The sequence below is a fragment of the Nocardioides sp. YIM 152588 genome (assembly GCF_040191335.1).
Lineage (GTDB): Bacteria > Actinomycetota > Actinomycetes > Propionibacteriales > Nocardioidaceae > Nocardioides.
The window spans coordinates 57,550-78,826 of sequence record NZ_JBEGDJ010000017.1 but is presented as its reverse complement, the minus strand read 5'-3'; the positions used below and the strand labels follow the sequence as shown (position 1 = coordinate 78,826).

Here is a 21,277-nt window from a genome sequence, read left to right as displayed (position 1 = left end):
GCCGCCGCGGCCGTGCGGGACGACGCGCGGGCGCTCGGCGCCGGCCGTGCCCTCTGGCTGCCGGTGGTGGCGTCCGTCGGGGTCGCCGCCGGCCACCTGCTCGTGCTGGCGGTCGCGGTCCGGGCCGCCGACGTGGCGCTGCCGTGGCCGGAGGCGGCCGGCCTCCTCGTCGTGGTGCTCGTGGCCTCGTCGCTGCCACTCAGCATCGCCGGCTGGGGGCCCCGTGAGGGCGCCGCGGCCTGGGCGTTCGGGGCCGCCGGGCTCGGCGCCGCCACCGGTGTCACCGTCGCCACGCTCTACGGCGTGCTCAGCCTCCTCGCGGCCGCGCCGGGGGCGCTCGTGCTGGCGTTCGAGGCGCTCGCGCGCCCAGCCCGACACGCTCGGCCCGACCCGATGGAGGCGCGATGACCGACCCGACCAGCCGCCCCTACGTGCTGCTCAGCTGCAGCCTCTCGCTCGACGGCTACCTGGACAACGCCTCGCGGCGGCGTCTGATCCTGTCCAACCCCGACGACCTGGACCGGGTCGACGAGGTCCGCGCCGGGTGCGACGCGATCCTGGTCGGCGCCGGGACGGTGCGGGCGGACGACCCGCGCCTGCTGGTGCGCAGCGAGGAGCGGCGGGCCCGCCGGGTCGAGCGTGGCCTCGACCCGAACCCGGTCAAGGTCACCGTGACCCGCTCCGGCGACCTCGACCCCGACGCGCGGTTCTTCCGTGCCGGCGACACCGAGCGGGTCGTCTTCTGCCCCTCCCGCGTCGCCGGCCCCCTGCGCCGCCGGCTCGGCCCGACGGTCTGCGTCGAGGACGCCGGGCCGTCGGTCTCGATGCGCCGCATCGCCGAGTCGCTCGCCGGCCGCGGCGTGCGGCGGCTGATGGTGGAGGGCGGCGGGCGCGTGCACACGCAGTTCCTCACCGAGGGCCTCGCCGACGAGCTCCAGCTGGTGGTCGCCCCGCTGTTCGTCGGCGACTCCCGGGCGCCGCGGTTCGTCGGCGACGGCTGCTTCCCCTGGGACGAGCACCGCCGCGCCGACCTGGCCGAGGTACGCCGGATCGGCGACGTCGTGCTGCTGCGCTATGCCCTGTCCGAGCGGTTCTGCGAGGCGGAGGTGCGTGCCGGTGTCCGCTGAGCTGCCCCAGGAGTCCGTCGGTCCGCGGTCGATCCACCCGCAGTCGAGCGGACCGGTGCCGACGGCCACCGTCCGGGCCCGGGTGCCGGTCCCCCTCCGCCTCCCCGACGGCTCGGTGACCACCGCCGACGTGCTCTCGTTCGACGGCCTCGTGGACGGCCGCGAGCACCTCGCCATCCGGCTCGGCGACCCCGGGCCGCCACCCGTCGTACGGCTCCACAGCGAGTGCCTGACCGGCGACGTGCTCGGCAGCCGCCGCTGCGACTGCGGCCCGCAGCTGGCCGAGGCGCTCGGCCGGATCGCCGACCGGGGCGGGTACCTGCTCTACCTGCGCCAGGAGGGCCGCGGCATCGGGCTCTACAACAAGCTGGACGCCTACCTGCTCCAGGACTCCGGGCTCGACACCTACGACGCCAACCTCGCGCTGGGGCACGGTGCCGACGAGCGCGACTACACCGTCGCGGGGCAGATGCTGACCGCGCTCGGCGTCGACGCCGTGCTGCTGCTCGGCAACAACCCCGACAAGGCCGGGCAGCTCCGGGCGATGGGGATCTCGGTCGCCGAGCAGCTGCCGACCGGCGTCTACGTCACCGACAGCAACGTCTCCTATCTCAGCGCCAAGGCGACCCGCGGCCGGCACCGCCTCGACCTCTCCCCCGCGCCTGCTCACCGGAACGGCCACTAGAACGAGTTCTACGTCCGGGTCTAGTGTCCGGCGCATGGACCTCGCAGCGATCGAGTCGATCAAGCGCCTCAAGCACCGCTACTTCCGCACCCTCGACCTCAAGCAGTGGGACGAGTTCGCCGACTGCCTCGCCGACGACGTCCGCGCGCGGTACGGCACGATGGCGATGGGCGAGCCGCTCCACTTCGACAGCCGCGACGGCGTCGTGGACTGGATGCGGGAGCAGCTGTCCGGCGGCACCATCACCGTGCACGTGGCGCAGCACCCGGAGATCGACGTCGACGGCGACCGCGCCACCGCGTCGTGGGCCTTCGAGGACACCGTGATCGTGCCGGACTTCAAGGTGACCATCCGCGGCGCCGGCTACTACTCCGACGAGTACCGCCGCGACGCGGACGGCGCCTGGCGGATCGCGGCCACGAGGTACGACCGGATCTACGAGGCGATGACCTCGCTCGACGACACCCCGAGCTTCAAGCTGCTGGCCAACCGCTGGGACCCGGCGCTGGCCCACCACCAGGACTGAGCCTCGGCGCCGCGCGCTACTCGTCCGCCGTCTCCTGCTTGCCCCGCATCACCAGCAGCGGGTCGGGCTTGCCGACGACCTCGTCGTCGCGACCGTCGTAGTCGAACTGGCCCAGGAAGAACCGCATCGCGTTGAGCCGCGCCCGCTTCTTGTCGTTGGAGCGGATGATCGTCCACGCGGCGTGCCGCTTGTCGGTGCGGCGGAACATCTCCTCCTTCGCCGCCGTGTAGTCCTCCCACCGGTCCAGCGAGGCGAGGTCCATCGGCGAGAGCTTCCACTGCCGCACCGGGTCGAGCTGGCGGATGGCGAACCGCGTGCGCTGCTCGGTCCGCGAGACGGAGAACCAGAGCTTGGTGACGTGGATGCCGGAGTCGATCAGCATCCGCTCGAACTGCGGGGCCTGGTTCATGAACGCCTCGTACTCCTCGTCGGAGCAGAAGCCCATCACCCGCTCGACGCCGGCGCGGTTGTACCAGGAGCGGTCGAACATGACCATCTCGCCGGCGGTCGGCAGGTGCTGGATGTAGCGCTGGAAGTACCACTGGCCGCGTTCGCGGTCGCTGGGCTTGTTCAGCGCGACCACGCGGGCGGTGCGGGGGTTGAGGTGCTCGGTGAACCGCTTGATCGTGCCGCCCTTGCCGGCGGCGTCGCGCCCCTCGAAGAGCACGATGGCCCGCCGGCCGTTGTCCTCGAGCCAGTACTGGAACTTGAGCAGCTCGACCTGGAGCCGGTACTTCTCGTGCTCGTACTCGTCCCGGTCCAGCCGCTCGGGGTAGGGGTAGCCCTCCTGCCAGGTGTAGACCGGGTTCCCCTGGGGGTCGATCAGGTCCGGGTCCGGCGAGTGGCCGTCCCGCACCGTGTACCCCGCCTGGCGGAGGTCCTCGATGTACTCGCGAAGTCCCTGTCGCTGCTCGTTGTCCACCTGGTCCGTCCTCCCCGCGGGCGGCCCCCGCGTCGCATTCGCATTGTTGCGGATCCGGCCGCCGCGCGGGAGGGGCTCAGGCGGCGAGCACCGACGGCGGCAGGTCCAGGTCCGGGACGAGCTCGGCCAGCATGCCGCGGACCCGGCCGTCGATGTCGGCGATGATCGCGCGCACGGTCGCCTCGTCCTGGCCGCCCGGGTCGGCGACCGGCCAGTCGACGTACCGCACGCCGGGGACGTAGGGGCACTCCTCGCCGCAGCCGAGCGTGATCGCCAGGTCGCTGGCCGCGACCGTGTCGCGGGTGAGCATGGTCGGGACCTCGGCGGAGGTGTCCAGCCCGAGCTTCTCCAGCGCCTCGGCGACCTCCGGGTGGATGTGCTCGCCGGGGGCGGTGCCCGCCGACTCGGCGCGCACCCGGTCGCCCGCGTAGTGCTGGGTCAGCACCCGGCCGATCACCGAGCGCCCGCCGTTGCGGACGCAGGCGAAGACGACCTGCGGGACGGTCCCCTCCGGGGCGGGGCTGTCGGTGGCGGTCATGCGCGTGCTCCTGTCGTGGTGGATCGGGACGGGGTCGCCTCCGGGAAGAACCGGCGGGCCCACAGGCTGACGTAGACGAGGCCGACCAGGACGGGCACCTCGATGAGCGGGCCGACGACGCCGGCCAGCGCCTGGCCCGAGGCCACGCCGAAGACGCCGATCGCGACCGCGATGGCGAGCTCGAAGTTGTTGCCGGCGGCGGTGAAGGAGACGGCGGTGGCGCGCTGGTAGTCGAAGCCGAGCGCCTTGGTCAGCGCCATCGACCCGCCCCACATCAGGACGAAGTACGCCAGCAGCGGCAGCGCGATCCGGGCCACGTCCAGCGGCTGGCTGGTGATCGCGTCGCCCTGGAGGGCGAACATCACCACGATGGTGAAGAGCAGGCCGTAGAGCGCGACCGGGCCGATGCGGGGCAGGAACCGCTCCTCGTACCACTCCCGGCCCTTGGCCCGCTCGCCCAGCACCCGGGTCAGGTAGCCGGCCAGCAGCGGGATGCCGAGGAAGATCAGCACCGACTTGGCGATGTCCCACATGGAGACGTCCAGCGCGGCCTGGTCCAGGCCGAGCCAGCCCGGCAGGACCTGGAGGTAGAAGTAGCCGAGCAGGGCGAACGCGATGATCTGGAAGACGGCGTTGAGCGCGACCAGGATCGCGGCGGCCTCGCGGTCGCCGCAGGCCAGGTCGTTCCAGATCAGGACCATGGCGATGCACCGCGCCAGGCCGACGATGATCAGGCCGGTGCGGTACTCCGGCAGGTCCGGGAGGAGGAGCCAGGCCAGCGCGAACATCAGCGCGGGGCCGAGCACCCAGTTGAGCACGATCGAGGTCGCCAGGAGACGCCGGTCGCCGGTGACGTGGCCGAGCTCGTCGTAGCGCACCTTGGCGAGCACCGGGTACATCATCACCAGCAGGCCGATCGCGATCGGCAGCGAGACCGACCCGATCTCGACCGCGGCCAGCGCGTCGTCCAGGCCGGTGACCCAGCGGCCCAGCAGCAGGCCGGCGACCATCGCCACGCCGATCCAGACGGGCAGGAAGCGGTCGAGCGTGGAGAGGCGGCCGAGCACGGCGTCGTCCGCGGCCGCCGGCGCCTGCGGCATCGGCTCAGCCATGGAGCACCTCCTCGACGTCCGTCGCGGCCGGAGCGGCCGCCGGGGCGGGGGCGAACAGACCGGCGAGCGCCTCCATCGCCTCGGGGCGCGCCTGGTAGTACACCCAGGTGCCCTGCTTCTCCCGGTCGAGGAGCCCGCTCTCGTGGAGGACCTTCAGGTGGTGGCTGATGGTGGGCTGCGACAGGTCGAACGCCGGCGTCAGGTCACACACGCAGGCCTCCTGTCCCTCGTGCGAGAGCACGAGGGACAGGAGGCGCAGGCGTGCCGGGTCGGCGATCGCCTTGAGCATCGGGACCACGGCGACGGCGCGCTCCGTGCTGATCGGCTCGCCGGCGAGCGGGACGCAGCACGTCACCGGGTCGTCCGCGAGCGGCAGCTCGACGGGGGCAGTTGACTTCGACATGCGTCTATATTGCCCGCCGTCGATACGTTGCCGCAACCCGGGCGCGCCGCCGCCGAGGACTCAGCGGCGCTTCGGCCTCACCACCTTGACCCGGACCTTGGCCGAGGACGACGCGAGCGACGTCTTCGAGCCGACGTACGTGGCGCCGTAGCGGTGGACGCCGAGCGACGGCTTGAGCCGCAGCGTCGCCACCCCGTCCTCGAGCCTCACCTTGCGGATGACCTTGCCCCGGTCGGTGATCTTGACCGGGCTGGCGACGAACGACGGCGTCACCCGCACCTTCAGGGTGATCCGCTCGCCCTTCCGGGCGGTCCTCGGCCAGGCGGCCAGCTCGGTCGACGTGGCCATCGAGTCGGCGAAGAGCCCCTTGGCGGTGCCCAGCTCGATCAGCTGGGTCTCGCCGGTGGCGTCGTCGAGGCCGTCGTTGTCGGTGACCGCGAAGACGCGGCCGTCGGAGGTGATGCCCAGGCCCTCGAGCTTCTCCTGGGTCCAGCCCTGGAACGCCTGCATCGCGGGCAGTACGTCGACGGCCAGCTCCTTCGTCACCGGCGTCACCTCGTCCGGCGAGCCGGCCGGCAGGTCGACGGTGTAGACGCGCTTGAGCGCGGCCCGGTCGCCCTGGAGCTTGTCGCGCTCGATGACCGCGACGGTGTCCCGGTCGATCGCGACGATCTCGGAGAGGCCGATCCAGTCGCCCTCGACCTCGGTGGTCTCCAGCTCGTAGCCGAACCAGGTCCAGGTGGCGGAGGCGACGTCGTAGCGGCCGATCCGCGCGGCGGTCTCGCCGGCCAGCGCCCGCTGCAGCACGATGTAGACCTGCTCGTCGGCGCCGCGGCCGGTGGCCGAGACCCCCTCGATGCCCCACTTGCCCAGACCGGCGGCGACGTCCTCGGGCAGCACCAGCGTCTCCTGGATGACGCCGGCGGCGTCGGTGCGCAGGATCTGGTTGGCCTCGCCGGTGGCGCCCTCGACGCCGACCCAGAAGCCGCCCTGCCGGCGCGCGAAGAGGCCCTCGATGTCGATCGCCGGTGCGGTGACGCCGTCCGTCGTCACCGTGATGACGTCGTCGATCACCGCCGGCTTCGCGCTCGCGTCGACCGCGTAGATCCGGCCGGTGGCGTACGCCGAGTCGCTGGCCGTGTAGAGGCGACCGGGCTCACCGGGGACGCCGGTGAGGGCGCCGAGCGCGCCCCAGCCGATCGGCGCCCCGTCGGTGGCCGCCGGGTCCGCGGCGGACTCGATCGTCGGGAACTGCGGCACCTCGCCGGCGGCGAGGTCGTGCAGCAGGTACAGGCCGACGGTGGCGCGGACGCCCGCGTCGGCGTCGTCCTCCTCGGAGGAGACCACGAGGAGGTCGCGGCCCGGCACCGGCAGCAGGCCCTCGGGACCGTTGGTGGTCGGCAGCGCCTGGAGGAGCTCGGGGGCCGTCGGGTCGCTGAGGTCGTAGACGGCCACGAAGTTGCTGCGCTCGGAGCCGACGAAGCCGTAGGTGGTGCCGTCGTACTCGGCGACCGTGATGCCCTCCGGCTCCGCGCCCTTGTTGTCGGAGCGTCCCTCGTTGTGCAGGCCGAGGCGGGTGGCGAGGTGCTCGAAGGAGGTCCCGGCGTCCCAGGCGACGCTGCCGTCGGTGCTGTCGAAGACGGTCCAGCCGCGGCTGCCGCCCTTCCAGTCGCCCTCGTTGGCGGTGGCCAGGTAGGTCTCGTCGATCCAGTGCAGGGCGTCGGGCTCGCGCACGACGGTGATGCTGTCGGTCTGGTCGAAGAGCCCGTCGTCCTCGGTGTCCACGCCGTCGAGGGTCACCTCGCCGGCGCTGAAGACCGACTCGACGGCCCGGGTCTCCAGGTCGATGAGGACGACGCCGCTGTTCTCCTGCAGGCTCAGCGCCAGCAGGTTGTCCTCGTTGATGTCGACGTACTCCGGCTCGGGGTCCTCGGGGGTGTCGATCCCGGCGGCGACGAAGGACGGCAGCGGGTCGCCGGACGCCTCGGTGAGCGCGACCGCGTGCGCGACCCAGGCGGCCGGGTCGGCATCGGCGACGTCGATGACCTGCACGAAGCCGGCCGGCAGCTGCGGGAGGCCGCCGTCGCCGGCGTCCTCGTCGCGCTGGTTCTCCATCGCGATCGCGGCGTAGGCGCCGTCGGGGCTGATCGCGATCGAGTCGGGCTGGCCGCCGAGGTCGATCGAGCGCACGCGCGTGTGGTCGGAGAGGCGGACGATGTCGAGGCGACCCGAGGGGGCGGTGTAGCTGCCGCCGCTGGTGTCGATGACGACCAGCACGTAGTCGCCGACCACGGCGACGGAGGTCGGCTCGTCGTCCGCGTCGCCGAGCAGGCTGAGGTCCAGGGTGCCCGCGCCGACCGGCGCGGACGGGTCGGTGATGTCGAGGAAGCCGATCCGCTTGCCGGCGGCGTCGGTGTAGACGACGGTCATGCCGTCCTCGCTCACGGCCGAGATCTCCGCGACCGTCTCGTCCGCCGGGTCCACCCCCTCGGGGACGTTCTGGAAGACCGGGTAGGTGGCGACCCGGTCGAAGGCGGTGGTGGCGCCGGCCGGCGCCGCGCCCGCCGTGTCGGACAGGGTCAGCGGCAGCAGACCGATGGGCAGCGCGGCGACGGCAAGGGCGGCCAGGCCACGGGCTCTCGGGGAGCGTCGATGCATGAGGTACCTCTCGTCTCGGGATCGGCTCCCGGGACGTCCCTCGCCCCGGGGTCGTTGCGGACGGTGTCGGCACCCCGCAACGTGGCCGTGGCTCCCGGATGAACGCTGGTGGAAGATCCGTCAGAGCCGCACCGAGGCGTAGGACTCCTTGACGAACTCCAGGTGGCCCCAGGTCTCGACGTCGCGCACGCCGGGCAGCGCGCGCAGGTCGTCGAGGACCTCCACCAGCTGCGCGGAGGTGCCGGCGCTGACGGTCAGCACGGCGTCGTACCGGCCCAGCGAACGGGCGGCGAAGATCAGGGAGGGCAGCCCGACCACCCGGTCGAGGAGCTCGCGCGCGTCACCGGTGAGCCGGATCCCGACCCCGGTCGCGGTCCGGCGGCCGCGCCCGGTGTGGCGTACGACGGCGCCGACCCGGACCGCCTGCCCCTCGACCAGCCGCAGCACGCGGCGGCGGGCCCCGGCGGCGGAGAGGCCGACCTCCTCGCCGAGCCGCACGTACGACGCCCGCCCGTCGTCCTGCAGGACCCGCAGCAGCGCGCGGTCGACGTCGTCGACCTCGACGGTGACGGCGCCGACGGGCCCGGCCACGTCGCGCACCACCTCGGTGTAGACCAGCGTGTCGACGCCGTCGACGCCGGCCAGGTCCCGCAGCTCGGCCACCGCGGCCTCGGTCTGGACGACGCCCGCGGTGCGCACCTCCACGACCACGCTGTGCCGGCCGGTGACGAGCGAGACGAACGTGGTGTCCTCGCGATCGGCCGCCGCCCGGGCCACCTCCACCGCGGAGCCGCGCACCACCAGCGCGACGTGCGCCAGCGCGTCGCGGCCGAGCACGGCCGGGTGGGCCACGCCGCGGACCGCGACGTGGCCCTCGTCGAGGAGGCGCTGCACCCGCGCCGCGGCCGCCGAGCGGGAGAGCCCGATCCGCTCGGCGATCTCGCGGTGGGTCAGCCGGCCGTCGACCTCGAGCAGGCCGACGATGGCGTCGTCGGCGTCATCCAGGGCACTCGACGCGAATTTCTCGGACATCTGTTTTCACCGTGATGATAGGTCAGATCGGACATCCGAACCCTACCTCGGAGTTCTGATGCGAGCGCATCTCTGTCTAGCGCAGGCAGATCGTGATGCATGACGGGCGTCACGCGCACGGATTGCTTGCAGCGACGGCCGTCCGTTCTTAGGGTGAGCCGGACCACAGGCCCAGAAGGGACCCGCATGACCCAGCTCGACACGCTCTCCCTCGCGGAGGTGAACGAGGCCGCCGACCGGCTCGTCGCGGCCTTCGCCGGCACCGACACGGACGGCTACTTCGCCTGCTTCGCCGAGGACGCCAGCTTCGTCTTCCACCCCGAGGCCGAGGTCCTCGCCGACCGCGCCGCCTATGAGCGGTTGTGGGCGTCGTGGCTCTCCGACGGCTGGCGGGTCGAGTCGTGCACCCCGACGGGTCGCCGGGTCCAGGTCTGGGGGGACACCGCCGTCCTCACCCACGACGTCCACACCGTCACCTCGGTCGCCGGCGACCAGACCGCCACCGACGAGCGGGAGACGATCGTCTTCCGCCGCGTCGGCGGCGCCGTCCTCGCCGTGCACGAGCACCTCTCCCCCGCACCGGAGGCCACCCGATGAGCACCCACACCGCCCCGCCGAAGGCGACGGAGGTCGAGACCCACGGCGTCGAGCCGATCCCGGACGAGGAGCGGACGGCCAAGCCGCTCGACCTCTTCCGGCTCGTCTTCGGCGGCGCGAACACCTTCGCGACCGTGGTGCTCGGCACCTTCCCGATCCTGTTCGGCCTCTCCTTCCGCGACTCGCTGCTGGCCACCGTCTCCGGCCTGCTGCTCGGCGCGGCGATCCTCGCCCCGCTGGCGCTCTTCGGACCGCGCAACGGCACCAACAACGCCGTCTCGTCCTCCGCGCACCTGGGTGTGCACGGCCGGGTGGTCGGATCGTTCCTCTCGCTGCTCACCGCGTTCGCGTTCTTCTCGATCTCGGTGTGGAGCTCCGGCGACGCGCTCGTCGGCGGCGCCAACCGGGCGGTCGGCCTGCCCGAGAACGACCTCACCCTCGGCCTGGCCTACGGCGTCTTCGCCGTGCTGGTGCTGATCGTGTGCATCTACGGCTTCCGCTTCATGCTGCTGGTCAACAAGGTCGCCGTCATCGCCGCGACCGCGCTGTTCATCCTGGGCGCGCTCGCCTTCGGCGGCAGCTTCGACCCCGGCTACGCCGGCATCTTCGGTGACGGCGCCGACGCCGCCACCCAGGCGCTCTACTGGCCGTCCTTCATCGGCGCCGCGCTGATCGTGATGTCGAACCCGGTCTCCTTCGGCGCCTTCCTGGGCGACTGGTCGCGCTACATCCCCCGGGAGACCCCCGGCATCAAGGTGATGGCCGCCGCCTTCCTGGCCCAGATCGCCACGCTCGTGCCGTTCCTCTTCGGCCTGGTCACCGCCACCATCGTGGCCACCGAGGTGGACGGCTTCATGACCTACGAGACCGGCTACGTCTCCGGCCTGCTCGCGGTCGCGCCGGGCTGGTACTTCCTGCCCGTCTGCCTGATCGCCCTGATCGGCGGCATGTCGACCGGGACCACCGCCCTCTACGGCACCGGCCTCGACTTCTCCAGCGTCTTCACCCGGTTCACCCGCGTGCAGTCGACGGTCCTCATCGGCATCGTCGCGATCGGCTTCATCTTCGTCGGCCGCTTCGTCTTCGACGTGGTCACCTCGATCTCGACCTTCGCCGTGCTCATCATCAGCTGCACCGCCCCGTGGATGGTCGTCATGATCATCGGCTGGGTGGTCCGCCGCGGCTGGTACGACACCGACGCCCTGCAGGTCTTCAACCGCCGCCAGCGCGGGGGCCGCTACTGGTTCGCCCACGGCTGGAACTGGCGCGGCCTGGGCGCCTGGCTGGTCTCCGCCGCGATGAGCATCTGCTTCGTGAACCTGCCCGGGCAGTTCGTCGGCCCGCTCGGCAACCTCGCCGACGGCATCGACCTGTCGATCCCGGTCGGCCTCGGCCTGGCCGCGATCCTCTACCCGGCGCTGCTCTGGATCTTCCCCGAGCCGCGCGACGCGTTCGGCCCCGAGGGTCCGCGCTTCGTCCCGTCCGCCGACCGCCCGGCCTGCCCGATCGTCTCCGAGGACGAGCCGGTCTCCCGTGCCGTCGACGGCCCCGAGCCCGAGGAGGTGCTCAGCGGTGTCTGAGCGACGCATCCCCCAGGAGGTGCGCGTGGGCGAGCGCAACGTCGGCCCGATCGACGCCTCGCTCACCCCCCGCTACGGCGGCGCGGCGACGTTCGCCAAGCTGCCCCGCATCGACCAGGTCGACCGGGCGGACATCACCGTGGCCGGCGTGCCGTTCGACTCCGGCGTCTCCTACCGGCCGGGCGCCCGGTTCGGCCCGACCCACATCCGGGAGTCCTCGCGGCTGCTGCGGCCCTACCACCCGGGCCTGGACGTCTCGCCGTTCGAGTCCGCGCAGGTCGTCGACGCCGGCGACATCGCGGTCAACCCGTTCAACATCAACGAGGCGATGGACACCGTCCAGGCCGCGGCGCTCGACCTGACCGCCGACGGCGGTCGCCTGCTCACCATCGGCGGCGACCACACGATCGCCCTGCCGCTGCTGCGCGCCGCGGCCGAGCGGCACGGGCCGGTCGCCCTGGTCCACTTCGACGCCCACCTGGACACCTGGGACACCTACTTCGGCGCCGAGTACACCCACGGCACCCCGTTCCGCCGCGCCGTGGAGGAGGGCATCCTCGACACCGAGGCGCTCAGCCACGTGGGCACCCGGGGCCCGCTGTACGGCAAGAAGGACCTCGAGGAGGACCGCCGCTTCGGCTTCGGCATCGTCACCTCCGCCGACGTCTACCGGCAGGGCGTCGACGAGGTCGTCGACAAGCTGCGCCAGCGCGTGGGCGACCGCCCGGTCTACCTGTCGATCGACATCGACGTGCTGGACCCCGCGCACGCCCCCGGCACCGGTACGCCGGAGGCCGGCGGCATGACCAGCCGCGAACTGCTGGAGGTGCTCCGCGGCTTCGCGGGCGCCAACGTCGTCGGCGCGGACGTGGTCGAGGTCAGCCCGGCCTACGACCACGCCGAGCTGACCGGCGTCGCGGCCTCGCACGTGGCCTACGACCTGGTCTCGCTGATGGCGATGCGCCACGAGGCGGAGCTGGAGGCGGGCGCCGTCGCGGAGGCAGCGCTCGGCTGATCGCCGGCCCCCGCCGGGAGACGCACCGAGCCCCCGTCGCCGACCCGGTCGGCGGCGGGGGCTGCGTCATGCCCGGGCGCCCCCGTCGGCCAGGCGCGCACCGTCGGCGACCCAGTCCCACAGTCGCCGTACCGAGGCGCCCTCGGTCCGGGTCCCCGGCCGCACGTGGGTGGGGCGTTCGCGGCGGTCGTGCCACAGTCCCCCGCCCGGGGGCGGCGGGTCCTGCGCGACCAGCCAGACCGTGGTCTCGGCCCCCTCCGCCGCGTCGCGCAGCACCGGCCCGGTGAGCCGGTGGAAGGTGGGCAGCGAGTCGACCACGCCGGGGGTGTCGGCCCAGCCGGGGTGGGTCGCGTAGACCTCGACCCCGGCGCCCGCCCAACGCTCCTGCAGGACCGGCAGCAGCTCGACCTGGGCGCGCTTGCTGCGCGCGTACGCCGTGGTGCCCGAGTAGTCGCCGGTCCGGTACTCCGGGTCGTCCTCGCGCAGCCGCTGGGCGTACATGCCGCCCGAGGTGACCAGGACGACCCTGGCGTGACGTCCGGTCATCGCCGGCAGCAGCAGCTCGGTCATCAGCACGGGGCCGAGGACGTGCAGCGCCATCGTCAGCTCGTGCCCCTGGGGCGACTCGGTCCGGGTCGGCGGCATCGCGCCCGCGTTGTGGACGAGCACGTCGAGGTGCGGCACCGCGGCGAGGAGCTCGGCGCTCACGCGGCGCACGTCGTCGAGGTCGGCGACGTCGCAGAGGTGGATCTCCACGGCGCCGTCGGGGACCTCGTCGAGCAGGGTGGCCCGGGCGCGCTCGGCCTTCTCCGGGTTGCGCACGACGAGGTGGACGGTCGCCCCCAACCGGAGCAGGCCGAGCGCCGTGGCGAGGCCCAGGCCGGAGGTGGCACCGGTGACGGCCGCATGCCGGCCGATCAGCGCGCCGGGGGCCGGATCGGCGGGCCAGGTGGGCAGGCGGCGGCGCACCGCGGGGCCGATCCGGGAGAACCCCAGGACCACCGACCGGTCGAGCACGGTGTCGACCGCGCCGCCCACCGCGGCCGCGGCCCCCGAGGGGGTCGGGCTCACGCCGCGGCCCTCCGGTCGAGGACCCGACCCAGCTGCTCGGCGGTGTCGTCGCCGAGCCTCTTCAGGACGGGGGCGAGGAGCGGCGCGAGGAATCGGCTCACCCCGGAGAAGTCGAACTCGGCCCGGTAGTCCACCACGCTGCCCTGGCCGGTCGGGGTCACGGTCACCGTGTCGGTGCTGGTGACGGTGCGGTTGCGCCCGACCACGACGAACCTGAGCCCCTCCGGGTCCACCTCCGCGGTGGTGTAGTCGAGCTCGGTCTCGCGCCCCAGGAACCGCGACACGTTCCGGTAGCGGGTCCCGACGCCGCCGTCGCCGCTGACCCGCTCGCAGCGGACCGTGCCGGAGTCCCACTCCTCCGCGTGGGAGAAGTCGAGCAGGTACGCGAACGCGTCCTGCGCGGACCATCGGGTGGCGACCTGCCGGCGAAGCACCTGACTCATGCCCAACCTCCACGCTCTGTCTAGGTTTCCCGTTCAGGTATTCGGGCTATTGTTGAAGTATGCCGACCTCGATCAAGCCCTGCCCCGACCGTGAGGCCCGCTGATGGACGCCGAGGTCCTCGTCGTCGGCGCCGGCCTGGCGGGCCTGCGGTGCGCCGCCGAGCTGCACGGCGCCGGCGTGGACGTCCGCGTGCTCGAGCGCGCCGACGCCGTCGGCGGCCGGGTCCGCACCGACGTCGTCGACGGGTACCGCTGCGACCGCGGCTTCCAGCTGCTCAACCCGGCCTACCCCGCCGTCCGCCGGTACGTCGACCTCCCGGCGCTCGCCCTGCGCTCGTTCGGCGCGGGGGCGATCGTCCGGCGCGAGGACGGGCCCGTCGTGGTCGCCGACCCGCGCCGCGAGCCCCGGCTGCTCGCGCGCACCCTCCGCTCCGGGCTGCTCGCCCCGCGCGAGCTGGTCGCGCTGGCCCGGTGGCTGGGCCCGACGCTGGCCCGCCCGCACGCGCACGCCGGGTCCGGGCCCGGTGCCGGGCCCGACGAGACGCTGGCCGCCTCGCTCACCGCGGCGGGGATCACCGGCCCGCTGCGCAGGGAGCTGCTGGACCCCTTCCTGGCCGGGGTGCTGGCCGATCACGGCGGCGGCACCTCCGCCGCGTTCGCCCGGCTCCTGCTGCGCTCGTTCGCGCTCGGCACCCCCGGCGTCCCCGCCGCTGGGATGCAGGCGCTGCCCGACCAGCTGGCCGCGCCCCTCGGCGCGCGGATCGCGACCGGGGTCGACGTCGACGACGTACGGGAGGAGGCCGGCGGCGTCCGCGTCCGCGCCGGCGAAGGGACCTGGCGGGCCGAGGCCGTGGTGGTGGCCGTCCCCGGGGAGGGCGTCTCCGCGCTGACCCCGCTGCCGCCGGTGGCGACGAAGGCGCTGACCACCTGGTGGTTCGACTGCGACGGCCCACCGTCCCCGCTCCCCCTGCTCGTTCTGGACGGGCGGGGCCGCGGGCCCGTCCAGAACGCGCTGGACCTGACCGCGGCGGCGCCGAGCTACGCGCCCGCGGGGCGACGCCTGGTCCAGGCCACGACGCTGACGCCGGCGGCGACGACCGGTGAGGCCGAGGTGCGCGCGCACCTCGCGGACCTCTACGGGACCGCCACCGACACGTGGCGGCTGGTGGTGCGCCACGACGTCCCGCACGCGCTGCCGGCGCAGCCTCCCCCGCTGGACGCGCGCCGGCCGGTCGCGCTCACCGACCGGCTCTTCGTGGCCGGCGACCATCGCGACACCGGCTCGATCCAGGGCGCCCTGGTGTCGGGCACCCGGGCGGCGCGCGCCGTGCTGCGGCGCCTCACCGGAACGCCGACCGGCCGGTGAGCCGCTGGCCGAGGATCAGCGTGTGCATCTCGACGGTGCCCTCGTAGGTCAGGACCGACTCGAGGTTGTTCATGTGGCGGATCACCGGGTACTCCAGCGAGATGCCGTTCGCCCCGAGGATCGTGCGCGCGGTGCGGCAGATCTCCAGGGCCTCGCGGACGTTGTTGAGCTTGCCGAGCGAGACCTGGTCGGGGTGCAGCGTCCCGGCGTCCTTGCGGCGGCCGAGGTGCAGGGCGAGCAGGTAGCCCTTCACGTACTCCAGGCTCATGTCCACCAGCTTCTGCTGGGTCAGCTGGAAGGCGGCGATCGGCTTGCCGAACTGGGTCCGCTCCGCGGCGTACGCGCGGGCGGCCTCCAGGGAGGAGCGCGCGGCGCCGAGGGAGCCGAAGACGATCCCGAAGCGCGCCTCGTTGAGCGCGGACAGCGGGCCCTTGAGGCCGCGGACCTCCGGGAGGGCCGCCGCCTCGGGCAGCCGCACGCCGTCGAGCACCAGCTCGCCGGTCGCCGAGGCGCGCAGGGAGAGCTTGTGCTTGATCTCCGGCGCGGTGAACCCCGGGGTGTCCGTCGGCACGACGAAGCCGCGGACGCCCTCGTCGGTCTGCGCCCAGACCACCGCGACGTCGGCGAACGGGGCGTTGGAGATCCACATCTTGCGGCCGTCGAGGACCCAGTCCGAGCCGTCCCGGCGCGCGCGGGTGGTCATCGCCCCGGGGTCGGACCCGGCGTCGGGCTCGGTCAGCCCGAAGCAGCCGATCACGTCGCCGGTGGCCATCCGCGGCAGCCACTCCTGCTTCTGCTCCTCGCTGCCCCACCGCCAGATCGAGAACATCGCCAGCGAGCCCTGCACCGACACCAGCGACCGCAGGCCGGAGTCGGTGGCCTCGATCTCCAGGCACGCGAGGCCGTACGCCGTCGCGCTCATGCCGGCGCAGCCGTACCCCTCGAGGTGCATGCCGAGGACCCCCAGCGCGCCGAGCTCCCGGGCCAGCCCGCGGACGTCGGGGATGCCGCCGCGCTCGAACCACTCCGCGATGTGCGGCTCGGCGGACCGGTCGAGCATCCGGCGGATCGCGGAGCGCACCGCCTTCTCGTCCTCGGTGAGGAGGTCGTCCAGCCCGGCGATGTCGGCGGGGTCGGGCGGCGTCGGGCGGGTGGCGGTGCTCAGGACGCCTCCTCGCGCGGGTGGTGTGCAGGTCGTGTCACGCGCCCCGCGCGCCGTGGTGGGCGTAGGTGGCGGCGTCGGTGGTGAACTCCGCGCCACTGTAGCGCCGCAGCACCCGCTCGACCTTGCGCACCAGCCGGCGGTCGGCCGCCCCGCGCAGCGCCGGGACCCGGGCCGCGACGGCGAACGGGACGACCTGGGTGGCGAGGTAGGCGCCGGCCGCGGCGGCCCGGAGCCGGTCGCCGCGGGTGACGGGGACTCCCATCGCGGCGGCCCTCGCCCGGTCCCCGTCGAGGTAGGCGTTGACCAGGGAGAGCTTCGACATGCTGCGCTCGAACGGCGTGCGGAAGGAGTTGAGCCGGGACCGCTCGCGCTCGATGTCGGCGCTCATCGTGGCCCGGACCAGTCGACCGCAGGTGTCGTCGTCGAAGTCGCGGCGCAGCGTGGCGTGCCGCGTCGCGAGGGCGTCCACGATCGCCTGCGGCTCGGTCGGCAGCAGGTCCTCGGGCAGGCCGAGCAGGAAGCACCGGTAGCGGGCGAACTCGACCCGCGCCCGCTCGTCGGCGGTGAAGGTCGTCCGGCCCCGCCTGACCGCGCGCAGCGCCAGGAAGAAGGCGCTGGTGAAGCCGGCCGGCATCTGGTCCGACTGCGGGATCGGCACCCCGTAGACGGCGCTGTCCCAGGTCGAGCGGCGCATGATGTTGAAGCGGACCATCGAGTGCATGAGCCGGACCATCGCCGCGGACCGGAACGCCACCCCGTCGCGCGCCAGCGCTCCCGGAAGGACCGAGGAGATGAAGAACGCGGCGGTCTCGTTGGCCCGCTTGCCGGCGGTCCGCTCCGAGAGGCCGCCGGTGATGGCCATCGGCAGGGCGGCGTACTTGTTCATGAAGGTGCCGAGCAGCGCGCCGCGGATCACGTACGGCAGCAGGTGGGCCGACAGGTTGCGCTCGAGCGCCGCGCCCCGCTCGACCAGGTCGAGGTCGATCCAGTCCGGCACCCGCTCCATGTCGGCGAGGAGGGCGGCCAGCTCCGGCGGAGCCCCCTCGACGGCGTCGGCGCCGCGCTCGCACGCCTCGACCAGCATGGTCACGAGCCTCTGGAAGCCGTGCTCGGGGATCAGGGAGGCGTAGGCGTCGCCCACCCGGTCACCCAGCATCGTGTAGCCGGCGATCCGGTCGACCAGCTCGGCGTTGGCGAGCAGCCGCGGCCGCTGGGACTCCATGTCGGGGCGCATCTGCGCCGGCACGGCCGGGTCGGTGGTGAACCGGTGGGGCAGCGTGGCGAAGTCGATCGACCCGTAGATCAGCGGCAGGTCGACCTTCTGCGAGGCGGTGGCGGCACGCAGGTCGGGGGCGTCGGCGACGGTCATCGGGCTGCCTCTCGCGGGAGCGGTCTCTGGGCAGAACGTAAGCGATTGCTCGCGTTTCGACAAGGGACCGGCGGACCCGCCCGTCAGCCGGCCGACCGCCCGGTTGCTACATTGCCGCGAAAATATATTCCCCAGCCGAAGGAGCCTCCGTGCCCCTCACCTCCCGCATCGCGGGCCGGCGCGCCGCGTGGGCCTTCTCCCTGGTCCCGATCCTGCTCGCGCTCGCCGTCATCGGCGGGATCGGCCAGGCCGAGCGGGAGGCGCAGTCGACGGACTGGCTCCCCGACGGCGCCGACGGCACCGAGGCCGCGCTGCTCCTCGACGAGCTCCCGGAGGCCGACACCACGGCCGCGCTGGTCCTGTGGACCGCCGACGACGGCGCGCTCACCGACGAGCAGCTCGCCGCGCTGGGCGAGCAGGCCGGCGACGCGCCGCTGGTCGCGGCGGAGGACGGCACCGCGGCGATGACCGTGGTCACCCTCGACCAGGGGGACGCCGACACGGTCGGCGAGCAGGTGGCCGACCTGCGCCAGCAGCTCGACGAGGACGCACCCGCGGGGGTGACGGCCCAGGTGACGGGGCCGGCGGGCATCCAGGCGGACCTCGGCGCCGTGTTCGACGGCGCCGACCTGCGGCTGCTGGTCGCGACGATGATCATCGTCGCGGTGCTGCTGGTGATCACCTACCGCAGCCCGGTGCTCTGGCTGGTGCCGCTGGTCGTGGTGGCGATCGCGGACCAGACGGCCGTGGTCGCCGCCACCCGCACGCTGGAGTCCGTCGGACTCCCCTGGGACGGCACGACCACCGGCATCCTCTCGGTCCTCGTCTTCGGCGCGGCCACCGACTACGCGCTGCTGCTGATCTCGCGCTACCGCGACGAGCTGCGCTCGACCGCGTCGCGCCACGAGGCGATGGCCCACGCGCTGGGCCGCACGGCCGAGGCCGTGATCGGCAGCGCGACCACGGTCTTCCTCGCGGTGCTGACGCTCCTGCTCTCCCTCACGCCGGCCACCCGGGGCCTGGGCCTGGCCTGCGCGGTCGGCATCGTGGTCGCGGCCGCCTTCGCGCTGGTCGTGCTGCCGGCGACCCTCGTGCTCTTCGGCCGCTGGGTCTTCTGGCCCGTGGTGCCGCGCCTCGGCGACACCCTGGCCGCCCAGCGCACCTCGATCTTCCACCGCACCGGCCGCATGGTCGCCCGCCGACCCGCCGGCGTCGCCGCCATCACGCTGGTGCTCCTCGCCGTGCTGGCCAGCGGCCTGCTCGGCGTCCGCGTCGGGCTCGACCGCGCCGACCAGTTCCTCGACGAGCCCGAGGCGATCACAGCGGCGCAGCGCCTCGCCGAGTCCTACCCGGCCGGGACCGTCGAGCCGACCACCGTGGTCACCCGGGCGGCCGGCGACGAGGTGCTCGCCGCCGTCCAGGCGACCGACGGCGTCGAGTCGGCCCGGGTCGTCCTCCAGGACGACGGGATCAGCGAGATCGAGGTGATCCTCGCCGAGGAGCCCGGGTCGGCGGCCGCGGAGTCCGCCATCGACACGTTGCGCGACGAGCTGTCCGGCTTCGAGTCGACGTACGTCGGCGGGTCCGAGGCGGAGGGCGTCGACGACCGCGCCGCGGCGCAGCGGGACCTCAGGCTCATCGTCCCGCTGATCCTGGCGATGGTGCTCGCGGGGCTCGTCGTGCTGCTCCGCTCGCTCGTCGGACCGGTGCTGCTCGTGCTGTCCGTGGTCGCGACCTACGGCGCCGCGATGGGCGCGTCGTGGTGGCTGTTCACCGGGGTTCTCGGCTTCGCCGCGCTCGACACGCTCGTTCCCCTGTTCGCGTTCCTGTTCCTGGTGGCGCTCGGCGTCGACTACAACATCTTCCTGGTCACCCGGGCCCGCGAGGAGGCGGCCGAGCACGGTCCGCGCGAGGGCATGCTCCGCGCGCTGACCGTCACCGGCGGCGTGATCACCAGCGCCGGCATCCTGCTCGCCGCCGTCTTCGCGGTCCTCGGCGTGCTGCCGCTCGTCGCGCTCGCCCAGCTCGGCACCATCATCTGCGTCGGCGTCCTGCTCGACACGCTCGTCGTGCGGACCCTGCTGGTGCCCGCCGTCGGGGTCCTGCTCGGGGAGCGGTTCTGGTGGCCGCGCCGGGTCGGGCCGCAGCCCCGAGCGGGACGCGTCGACGTCAGCCCAGGTACTTCTCCCACGGCCCCGTGATCGCCAGCGTCATCCCCGGCTCCTGGATGTTGACGTAGAGCACCCTCCCCGCGGAGTCGAAGGTCGGCCCCGTGAACTCGGAGAACTCCGGCTCCGCCTCGTCGCCGAGGTTGATCATGTTCCGCGCGATCGCGTACGTCGGCCCGCCCGGCGTGCTGCTCAGCACGTGCGAGGCGCCGCTGCCGTCCTCGGCCAGCACCAGCGAGCCCCACGGGGTGACGGTGACGTTGTCCGGGCCGTCGAAGGTGAGGTCGGCGAAGGCCGGCTCGGGGACCTCCTCCTCGGCGTAGGCCTGGTAGGGGAAGTAGTTGACGAGCTGGATCGTCTCCTCCTCGTCGTCGTAGAACCAGACCATGCCGCTGTGCGGCACCGCGTCCGCCGGCAGGTCCACGCCCTTCTCGAAGGCGTAGGAGTTGACCACGTAGACGCCCTTGCTGGTGCCCCACACGCCCTCGAACTTGCGGCCGCGGGTCACCTCGCCGTCGGCGAACTGCTCGCGGACGCTCGTGTCGGCGGCGTCGCGGTCCGGCACCGGGACCCAGGTCACCTTGAACGGGCGGCCGAGCTGGGAGGAGGTCAGGTAGGCCACGTCGGGCAGCACGCTGCCGTCGTCGAGGAGGATCGCCATCGCCGCCAGGGTGCCGAAGTGCTGCTTGGCCAGCTCCTTCCACGAGGACGGCCCGACCTTGTAGTGCCGCGGCCCGGTCCAGCGGAAGAAGAGGCCGTTCGGCTCGTCGGCGTCCTCGGAGAGGAAGACGTGGCGGCGGTCCTTGCTGATCGCGCACGCCTCGTGGTCGTAGCGGCCCAGCGCCTTGAGCGGCACCGGGTGGCCCTCGCCGTCGCCGTGCACCTCGAAGACGTAGCCGTGGTCCTTCTCGTAGACCCCGCTGGCGCCGTGGTCGTCGTCCTCCCAGTCGTCGCCGGCGCGGGCGGTGTCCTCCTCGCAGGTCCACCAGGTCCCCCACGGCGTCGGGCCGCCGGCGCAGTTGGAGATCGTGCCCGACAGCGCGACGAACTGGCCGAGGTTGGTGCCGTGCCCGTCGGTCCGGATCACCGTGCAGCCACCGCCGCCGGTGGCGCCGGGGTCGTAGACGGTGCCGGGGCGGTGCGGCACGCCGAGCGGGTCGCCGGCGTCGCACTCGTGGTTGAGGATCAGGTACGACGCGCGCCCCCTGCCGAACGCGGCGGTGCCGTCGTGGTTGTTCGGGCAGGGCTCGCCGGTCTCCAGGGTCGTCTCCCCCGCCCGGTTCATCACGACGTACCGGAACCCGGGCGGCAGCGCCAGGATCCCCGCCGGGTCGTCGACCAGCGGCGGGAACGGACGGCCGGGGTGCAGCCCGTGCACGCGGGCCCCCGCGTGCCCCGGCTTCGCCTGGGCGAGGGTGGGCATGGATCCGGTCACGGCGAACCCGACGCCGGCGCTGCCGGCCATCATTCCGCGGCGGGAGAGGGACATCGGACCTCCAA

20 protein-coding genes are annotated in these 21,277 nt (G+C 73.5%); 9 read left to right on the top strand and 11 right to left on the bottom strand.

Annotation, left to right across the window (positions count from 1 at the left end; translation table 11 throughout):
• The 4 genes from ABLM29_RS10790 to ABLM29_RS10775 form a co-directional block, all read left to right on the top strand.
• Positions 1-408, top strand: a 408-nt coding sequence (locus ABLM29_RS10790; RefSeq protein ID WP_349714111.1) for a lysylphosphatidylglycerol synthase domain-containing protein, incomplete at its 5' end; no start/stop codon positions are given.
• Positions 405-1,127: a RibD family protein gene (locus ABLM29_RS10785; RefSeq protein WP_349714110.1), complete on the top strand. Its 723-nt coding sequence runs from the start codon at positions 405-407 to the stop codon at positions 1,125-1,127. The genes ABLM29_RS10790 and ABLM29_RS10785, both read left to right, overlap by 4 nt.
• Positions 1,117-1,812 carry a GTP cyclohydrolase II gene (locus ABLM29_RS10780; protein ID WP_349714109.1) on the top strand — a complete coding sequence of 232 codons (696 nt, stop codon included), beginning with the start codon at positions 1,117-1,119 and terminating at the stop codon, positions 1,810-1,812. The genes ABLM29_RS10785 and ABLM29_RS10780 overlap by 11 nt, the downstream gene beginning before the upstream one ends.
• Positions 1,813-1,846: 34 nt before the next feature.
• Positions 1,847-2,338, top strand: coding sequence for a nuclear transport factor 2 family protein (locus ABLM29_RS10775; protein ID WP_349714108.1), 492 nt, complete (start codon positions 1,847-1,849; stop codon positions 2,336-2,338).
• A 16-nt stretch (positions 2,339-2,354) separates the two neighbouring features.
• On the opposite strand, the gene ppk2 is transcribed toward ABLM29_RS10775, so the two are convergent.
• The 6 genes from ppk2 to ABLM29_RS10745 form a co-directional block, all read right to left on the bottom strand.
• Positions 2,355-3,260: a polyphosphate kinase 2 gene (gene ppk2, locus ABLM29_RS10770; RefSeq protein WP_349714107.1), complete on the bottom strand. Its 906-nt coding sequence runs from the start codon at positions 3,258-3,260 to the stop codon at positions 2,355-2,357.
• 76 nt (positions 3,261-3,336) lie between these two features.
• Positions 3,337-3,798: an arsenate-mycothiol transferase ArsC gene (locus ABLM29_RS10765; protein ID WP_349714106.1), complete on the bottom strand. Its 462-nt coding sequence runs from the start codon at positions 3,796-3,798 to the stop codon at positions 3,337-3,339.
• Positions 3,795-4,910 (bottom strand): ACR3 family arsenite efflux transporter, encoded by a 1,116-nt coding sequence (gene arsB / locus ABLM29_RS10760; protein WP_349714105.1) that lies wholly within the window; start codon positions 4,908-4,910, stop codon positions 3,795-3,797. The genes ABLM29_RS10765 and arsB overlap by 4 nt, the downstream gene beginning before the upstream one ends.
• Complete coding sequence (locus ABLM29_RS10755) at positions 4,903-5,313, bottom strand: metalloregulator ArsR/SmtB family transcription factor (RefSeq protein ID WP_349714104.1); 411 nt, start codon at positions 5,311-5,313, stop codon at positions 4,903-4,905. Before ABLM29_RS10755 ends, arsB begins: the two co-directional genes overlap by 8 nt.
• Positions 5,314-5,373: 60 nt before the next feature.
• Entirely contained in the window at positions 5,374-7,971 is a 2,598-nt protein-coding gene (locus tag ABLM29_RS10750; RefSeq protein ID WP_349714103.1) for an esterase-like activity of phytase family protein, read from the bottom strand.
• A 120-nt stretch (positions 7,972-8,091) separates the two neighbouring features.
• Positions 8,092-9,003 carry an Lrp/AsnC family transcriptional regulator gene (locus tag ABLM29_RS10745; RefSeq protein WP_349714102.1) on the bottom strand — a complete coding sequence of 304 codons (912 nt, stop codon included), beginning with the start codon at positions 9,001-9,003 and terminating at the stop codon, positions 8,092-8,094.
• A gap of 186 nt (positions 9,004-9,189) precedes the next feature.
• On the opposite strand from ABLM29_RS10745, the gene ABLM29_RS10740 reads away from it, so the two are divergent.
• Genes ABLM29_RS10740 through speB form a run of 3 tightly spaced genes read left to right on the top strand, consistent with a single transcriptional unit; the run spans position 9,190 to position 12,195 of the window.
• Entirely contained in the window at positions 9,190-9,600 is a 411-nt protein-coding gene (locus ABLM29_RS10740) for a nuclear transport factor 2 family protein (protein WP_349714101.1), read from the top strand.
• A complete protein-coding gene (locus ABLM29_RS10735; protein ID WP_349714100.1) occupies positions 9,597-11,180 on the top strand; it encodes a purine-cytosine permease family protein in 1,584 nt (527 codons plus the stop codon). The genes ABLM29_RS10740 and ABLM29_RS10735 overlap by 4 nt, the downstream gene beginning before the upstream one ends.
• Complete coding sequence (speB, locus tag ABLM29_RS10730) at positions 11,173-12,195, top strand: agmatinase (protein ID WP_349714099.1); 1,023 nt, start codon at positions 11,173-11,175, stop codon at positions 12,193-12,195. The genes ABLM29_RS10735 and speB overlap by 8 nt, the downstream gene beginning before the upstream one ends.
• 66 nt (positions 12,196-12,261) lie before the next feature.
• Here speB and ABLM29_RS10725 read toward each other — a convergent pair whose 3' ends face one another.
• Complete coding sequence (locus ABLM29_RS10725) at positions 12,262-13,266, bottom strand: SDR family NAD(P)-dependent oxidoreductase (RefSeq protein WP_349714098.1); 1,005 nt, start codon at positions 13,264-13,266, stop codon at positions 12,262-12,264.
• Entirely contained in the window at positions 13,263-13,709 is a 447-nt protein-coding gene (locus ABLM29_RS10720) for an SRPBCC family protein (RefSeq protein ID WP_349714097.1), read from the bottom strand. Before ABLM29_RS10720 ends, ABLM29_RS10725 begins: the two co-directional genes overlap by 4 nt.
• Before the next feature lie 103 nt (positions 13,710-13,812).
• Here ABLM29_RS10720 and ABLM29_RS10715 point away from each other — a divergent pair, with 103 nt between their 5' ends.
• Positions 13,813-15,075 carry an FAD-dependent oxidoreductase gene (locus tag ABLM29_RS10715; protein WP_349714096.1) on the top strand — a complete coding sequence of 421 codons (1,263 nt, stop codon included), beginning with the start codon at positions 13,813-13,815 and terminating at the stop codon, positions 15,073-15,075.
• Here ABLM29_RS10715 and ABLM29_RS10710 read toward each other — a convergent pair.
• Both ABLM29_RS10710 and ABLM29_RS10705 read right to left on the bottom strand, forming a co-directional pair.
• Positions 15,050-16,240, bottom strand: coding sequence for an acyl-CoA dehydrogenase family protein (locus tag ABLM29_RS10710; RefSeq protein WP_349714112.1), 1,191 nt, complete (start codon positions 16,238-16,240; stop codon positions 15,050-15,052). The two genes, ABLM29_RS10715 and ABLM29_RS10710, sit on opposite strands and share 26 nt — an antisense overlap.
• Positions 16,241-16,274: 34 nt before the next feature.
• Positions 16,275-17,609 carry an oxygenase MpaB family protein gene (locus ABLM29_RS10705; protein WP_349714095.1) on the bottom strand — a complete coding sequence of 445 codons (1,335 nt, stop codon included), beginning with the start codon at positions 17,607-17,609 and terminating at the stop codon, positions 16,275-16,277.
• Positions 17,610-17,758: 149 nt separating this feature from the next.
• Here ABLM29_RS10705 and ABLM29_RS10700 point away from each other — a divergent pair, with 149 nt between their 5' ends.
• Positions 17,759-19,810: an MMPL family transporter gene (locus ABLM29_RS10700; RefSeq protein ID WP_349714094.1), complete on the top strand. Its 2,052-nt coding sequence runs from the start codon at positions 17,759-17,761 to the stop codon at positions 19,808-19,810.
• Here ABLM29_RS10700 and ABLM29_RS10695 read toward each other — a convergent pair.
• Entirely contained in the window at positions 19,779-21,266 is a 1,488-nt protein-coding gene (locus tag ABLM29_RS10695) for an alkaline phosphatase PhoX (RefSeq protein WP_349714093.1), read from the bottom strand. The two genes, ABLM29_RS10700 and ABLM29_RS10695, sit on opposite strands and share 32 nt — an antisense overlap.
• Between the last annotated feature and the right edge of the window lie 11 nt (positions 21,267-21,277).

What these genes read in the sequence shown, in the direction of transcription:
- ABLM29_RS10775 (WP_349714108.1), top strand. Translation starts at nt 1,847, where the DNA reads ATGGACCTCGCAGCGATCGAGTCGATCAAGCGCCTCAAGCACCGCTAC.
- ABLM29_RS10695 (WP_349714093.1), bottom strand. Translation starts at nt 21,266, where the DNA reads ATGTCCCTCTCCCGCCGCGGAATGATGGCCGGCAGCGCCGGCGTCGGG.
- ABLM29_RS10715 (WP_349714096.1), top strand. Translation starts at nt 13,813, where the DNA reads ATGGACGCCGAGGTCCTCGTCGTCGGCGCCGGCCTGGCGGGCCTGCGG.
- ABLM29_RS10720 (WP_349714097.1), bottom strand. Translation starts at nt 13,709, where the DNA reads ATGAGTCAGGTGCTTCGCCGGCAGGTCGCCACCCGATGGTCCGCGCAG.
- ABLM29_RS10745 (WP_349714102.1), bottom strand. Translation starts at nt 9,003, where the DNA reads ATGTCCGAGAAATTCGCGTCGAGTGCCCTGGATGACGCCGACGACGCC.
- ABLM29_RS10735 (WP_349714100.1), top strand. Translation starts at nt 9,597, where the DNA reads ATGAGCACCCACACCGCCCCGCCGAAGGCGACGGAGGTCGAGACCCAC.
- arsB (WP_349714105.1), bottom strand. Translation starts at nt 4,910, where the DNA reads ATGGCTGAGCCGATGCCGCAGGCGCCGGCGGCCGCGGACGACGCCGTG.
- ABLM29_RS10750 (WP_349714103.1), bottom strand. Translation starts at nt 7,971, where the DNA reads ATGCATCGACGCTCCCCGAGAGCCCGTGGCCTGGCCGCCCTTGCCGTC.
- ABLM29_RS10705 (WP_349714095.1), bottom strand. Translation starts at nt 17,609, where the DNA reads ATGACCGTCGCCGACGCCCCCGACCTGCGTGCCGCCACCGCCTCGCAG.
- ABLM29_RS10740 (WP_349714101.1), top strand. Translation starts at nt 9,190, where the DNA reads ATGACCCAGCTCGACACGCTCTCCCTCGCGGAGGTGAACGAGGCCGCC.
- ABLM29_RS10765 (WP_349714106.1), bottom strand. Translation starts at nt 3,798, where the DNA reads ATGACCGCCACCGACAGCCCCGCCCCGGAGGGGACCGTCCCGCAGGTC.
- ABLM29_RS10785 (WP_349714110.1), top strand. Translation starts at nt 405, where the DNA reads ATGACCGACCCGACCAGCCGCCCCTACGTGCTGCTCAGCTGCAGCCTC.
- ABLM29_RS10755 (WP_349714104.1), bottom strand. Translation starts at nt 5,313, where the DNA reads ATGTCGAAGTCAACTGCCCCCGTCGAGCTGCCGCTCGCGGACGACCCG.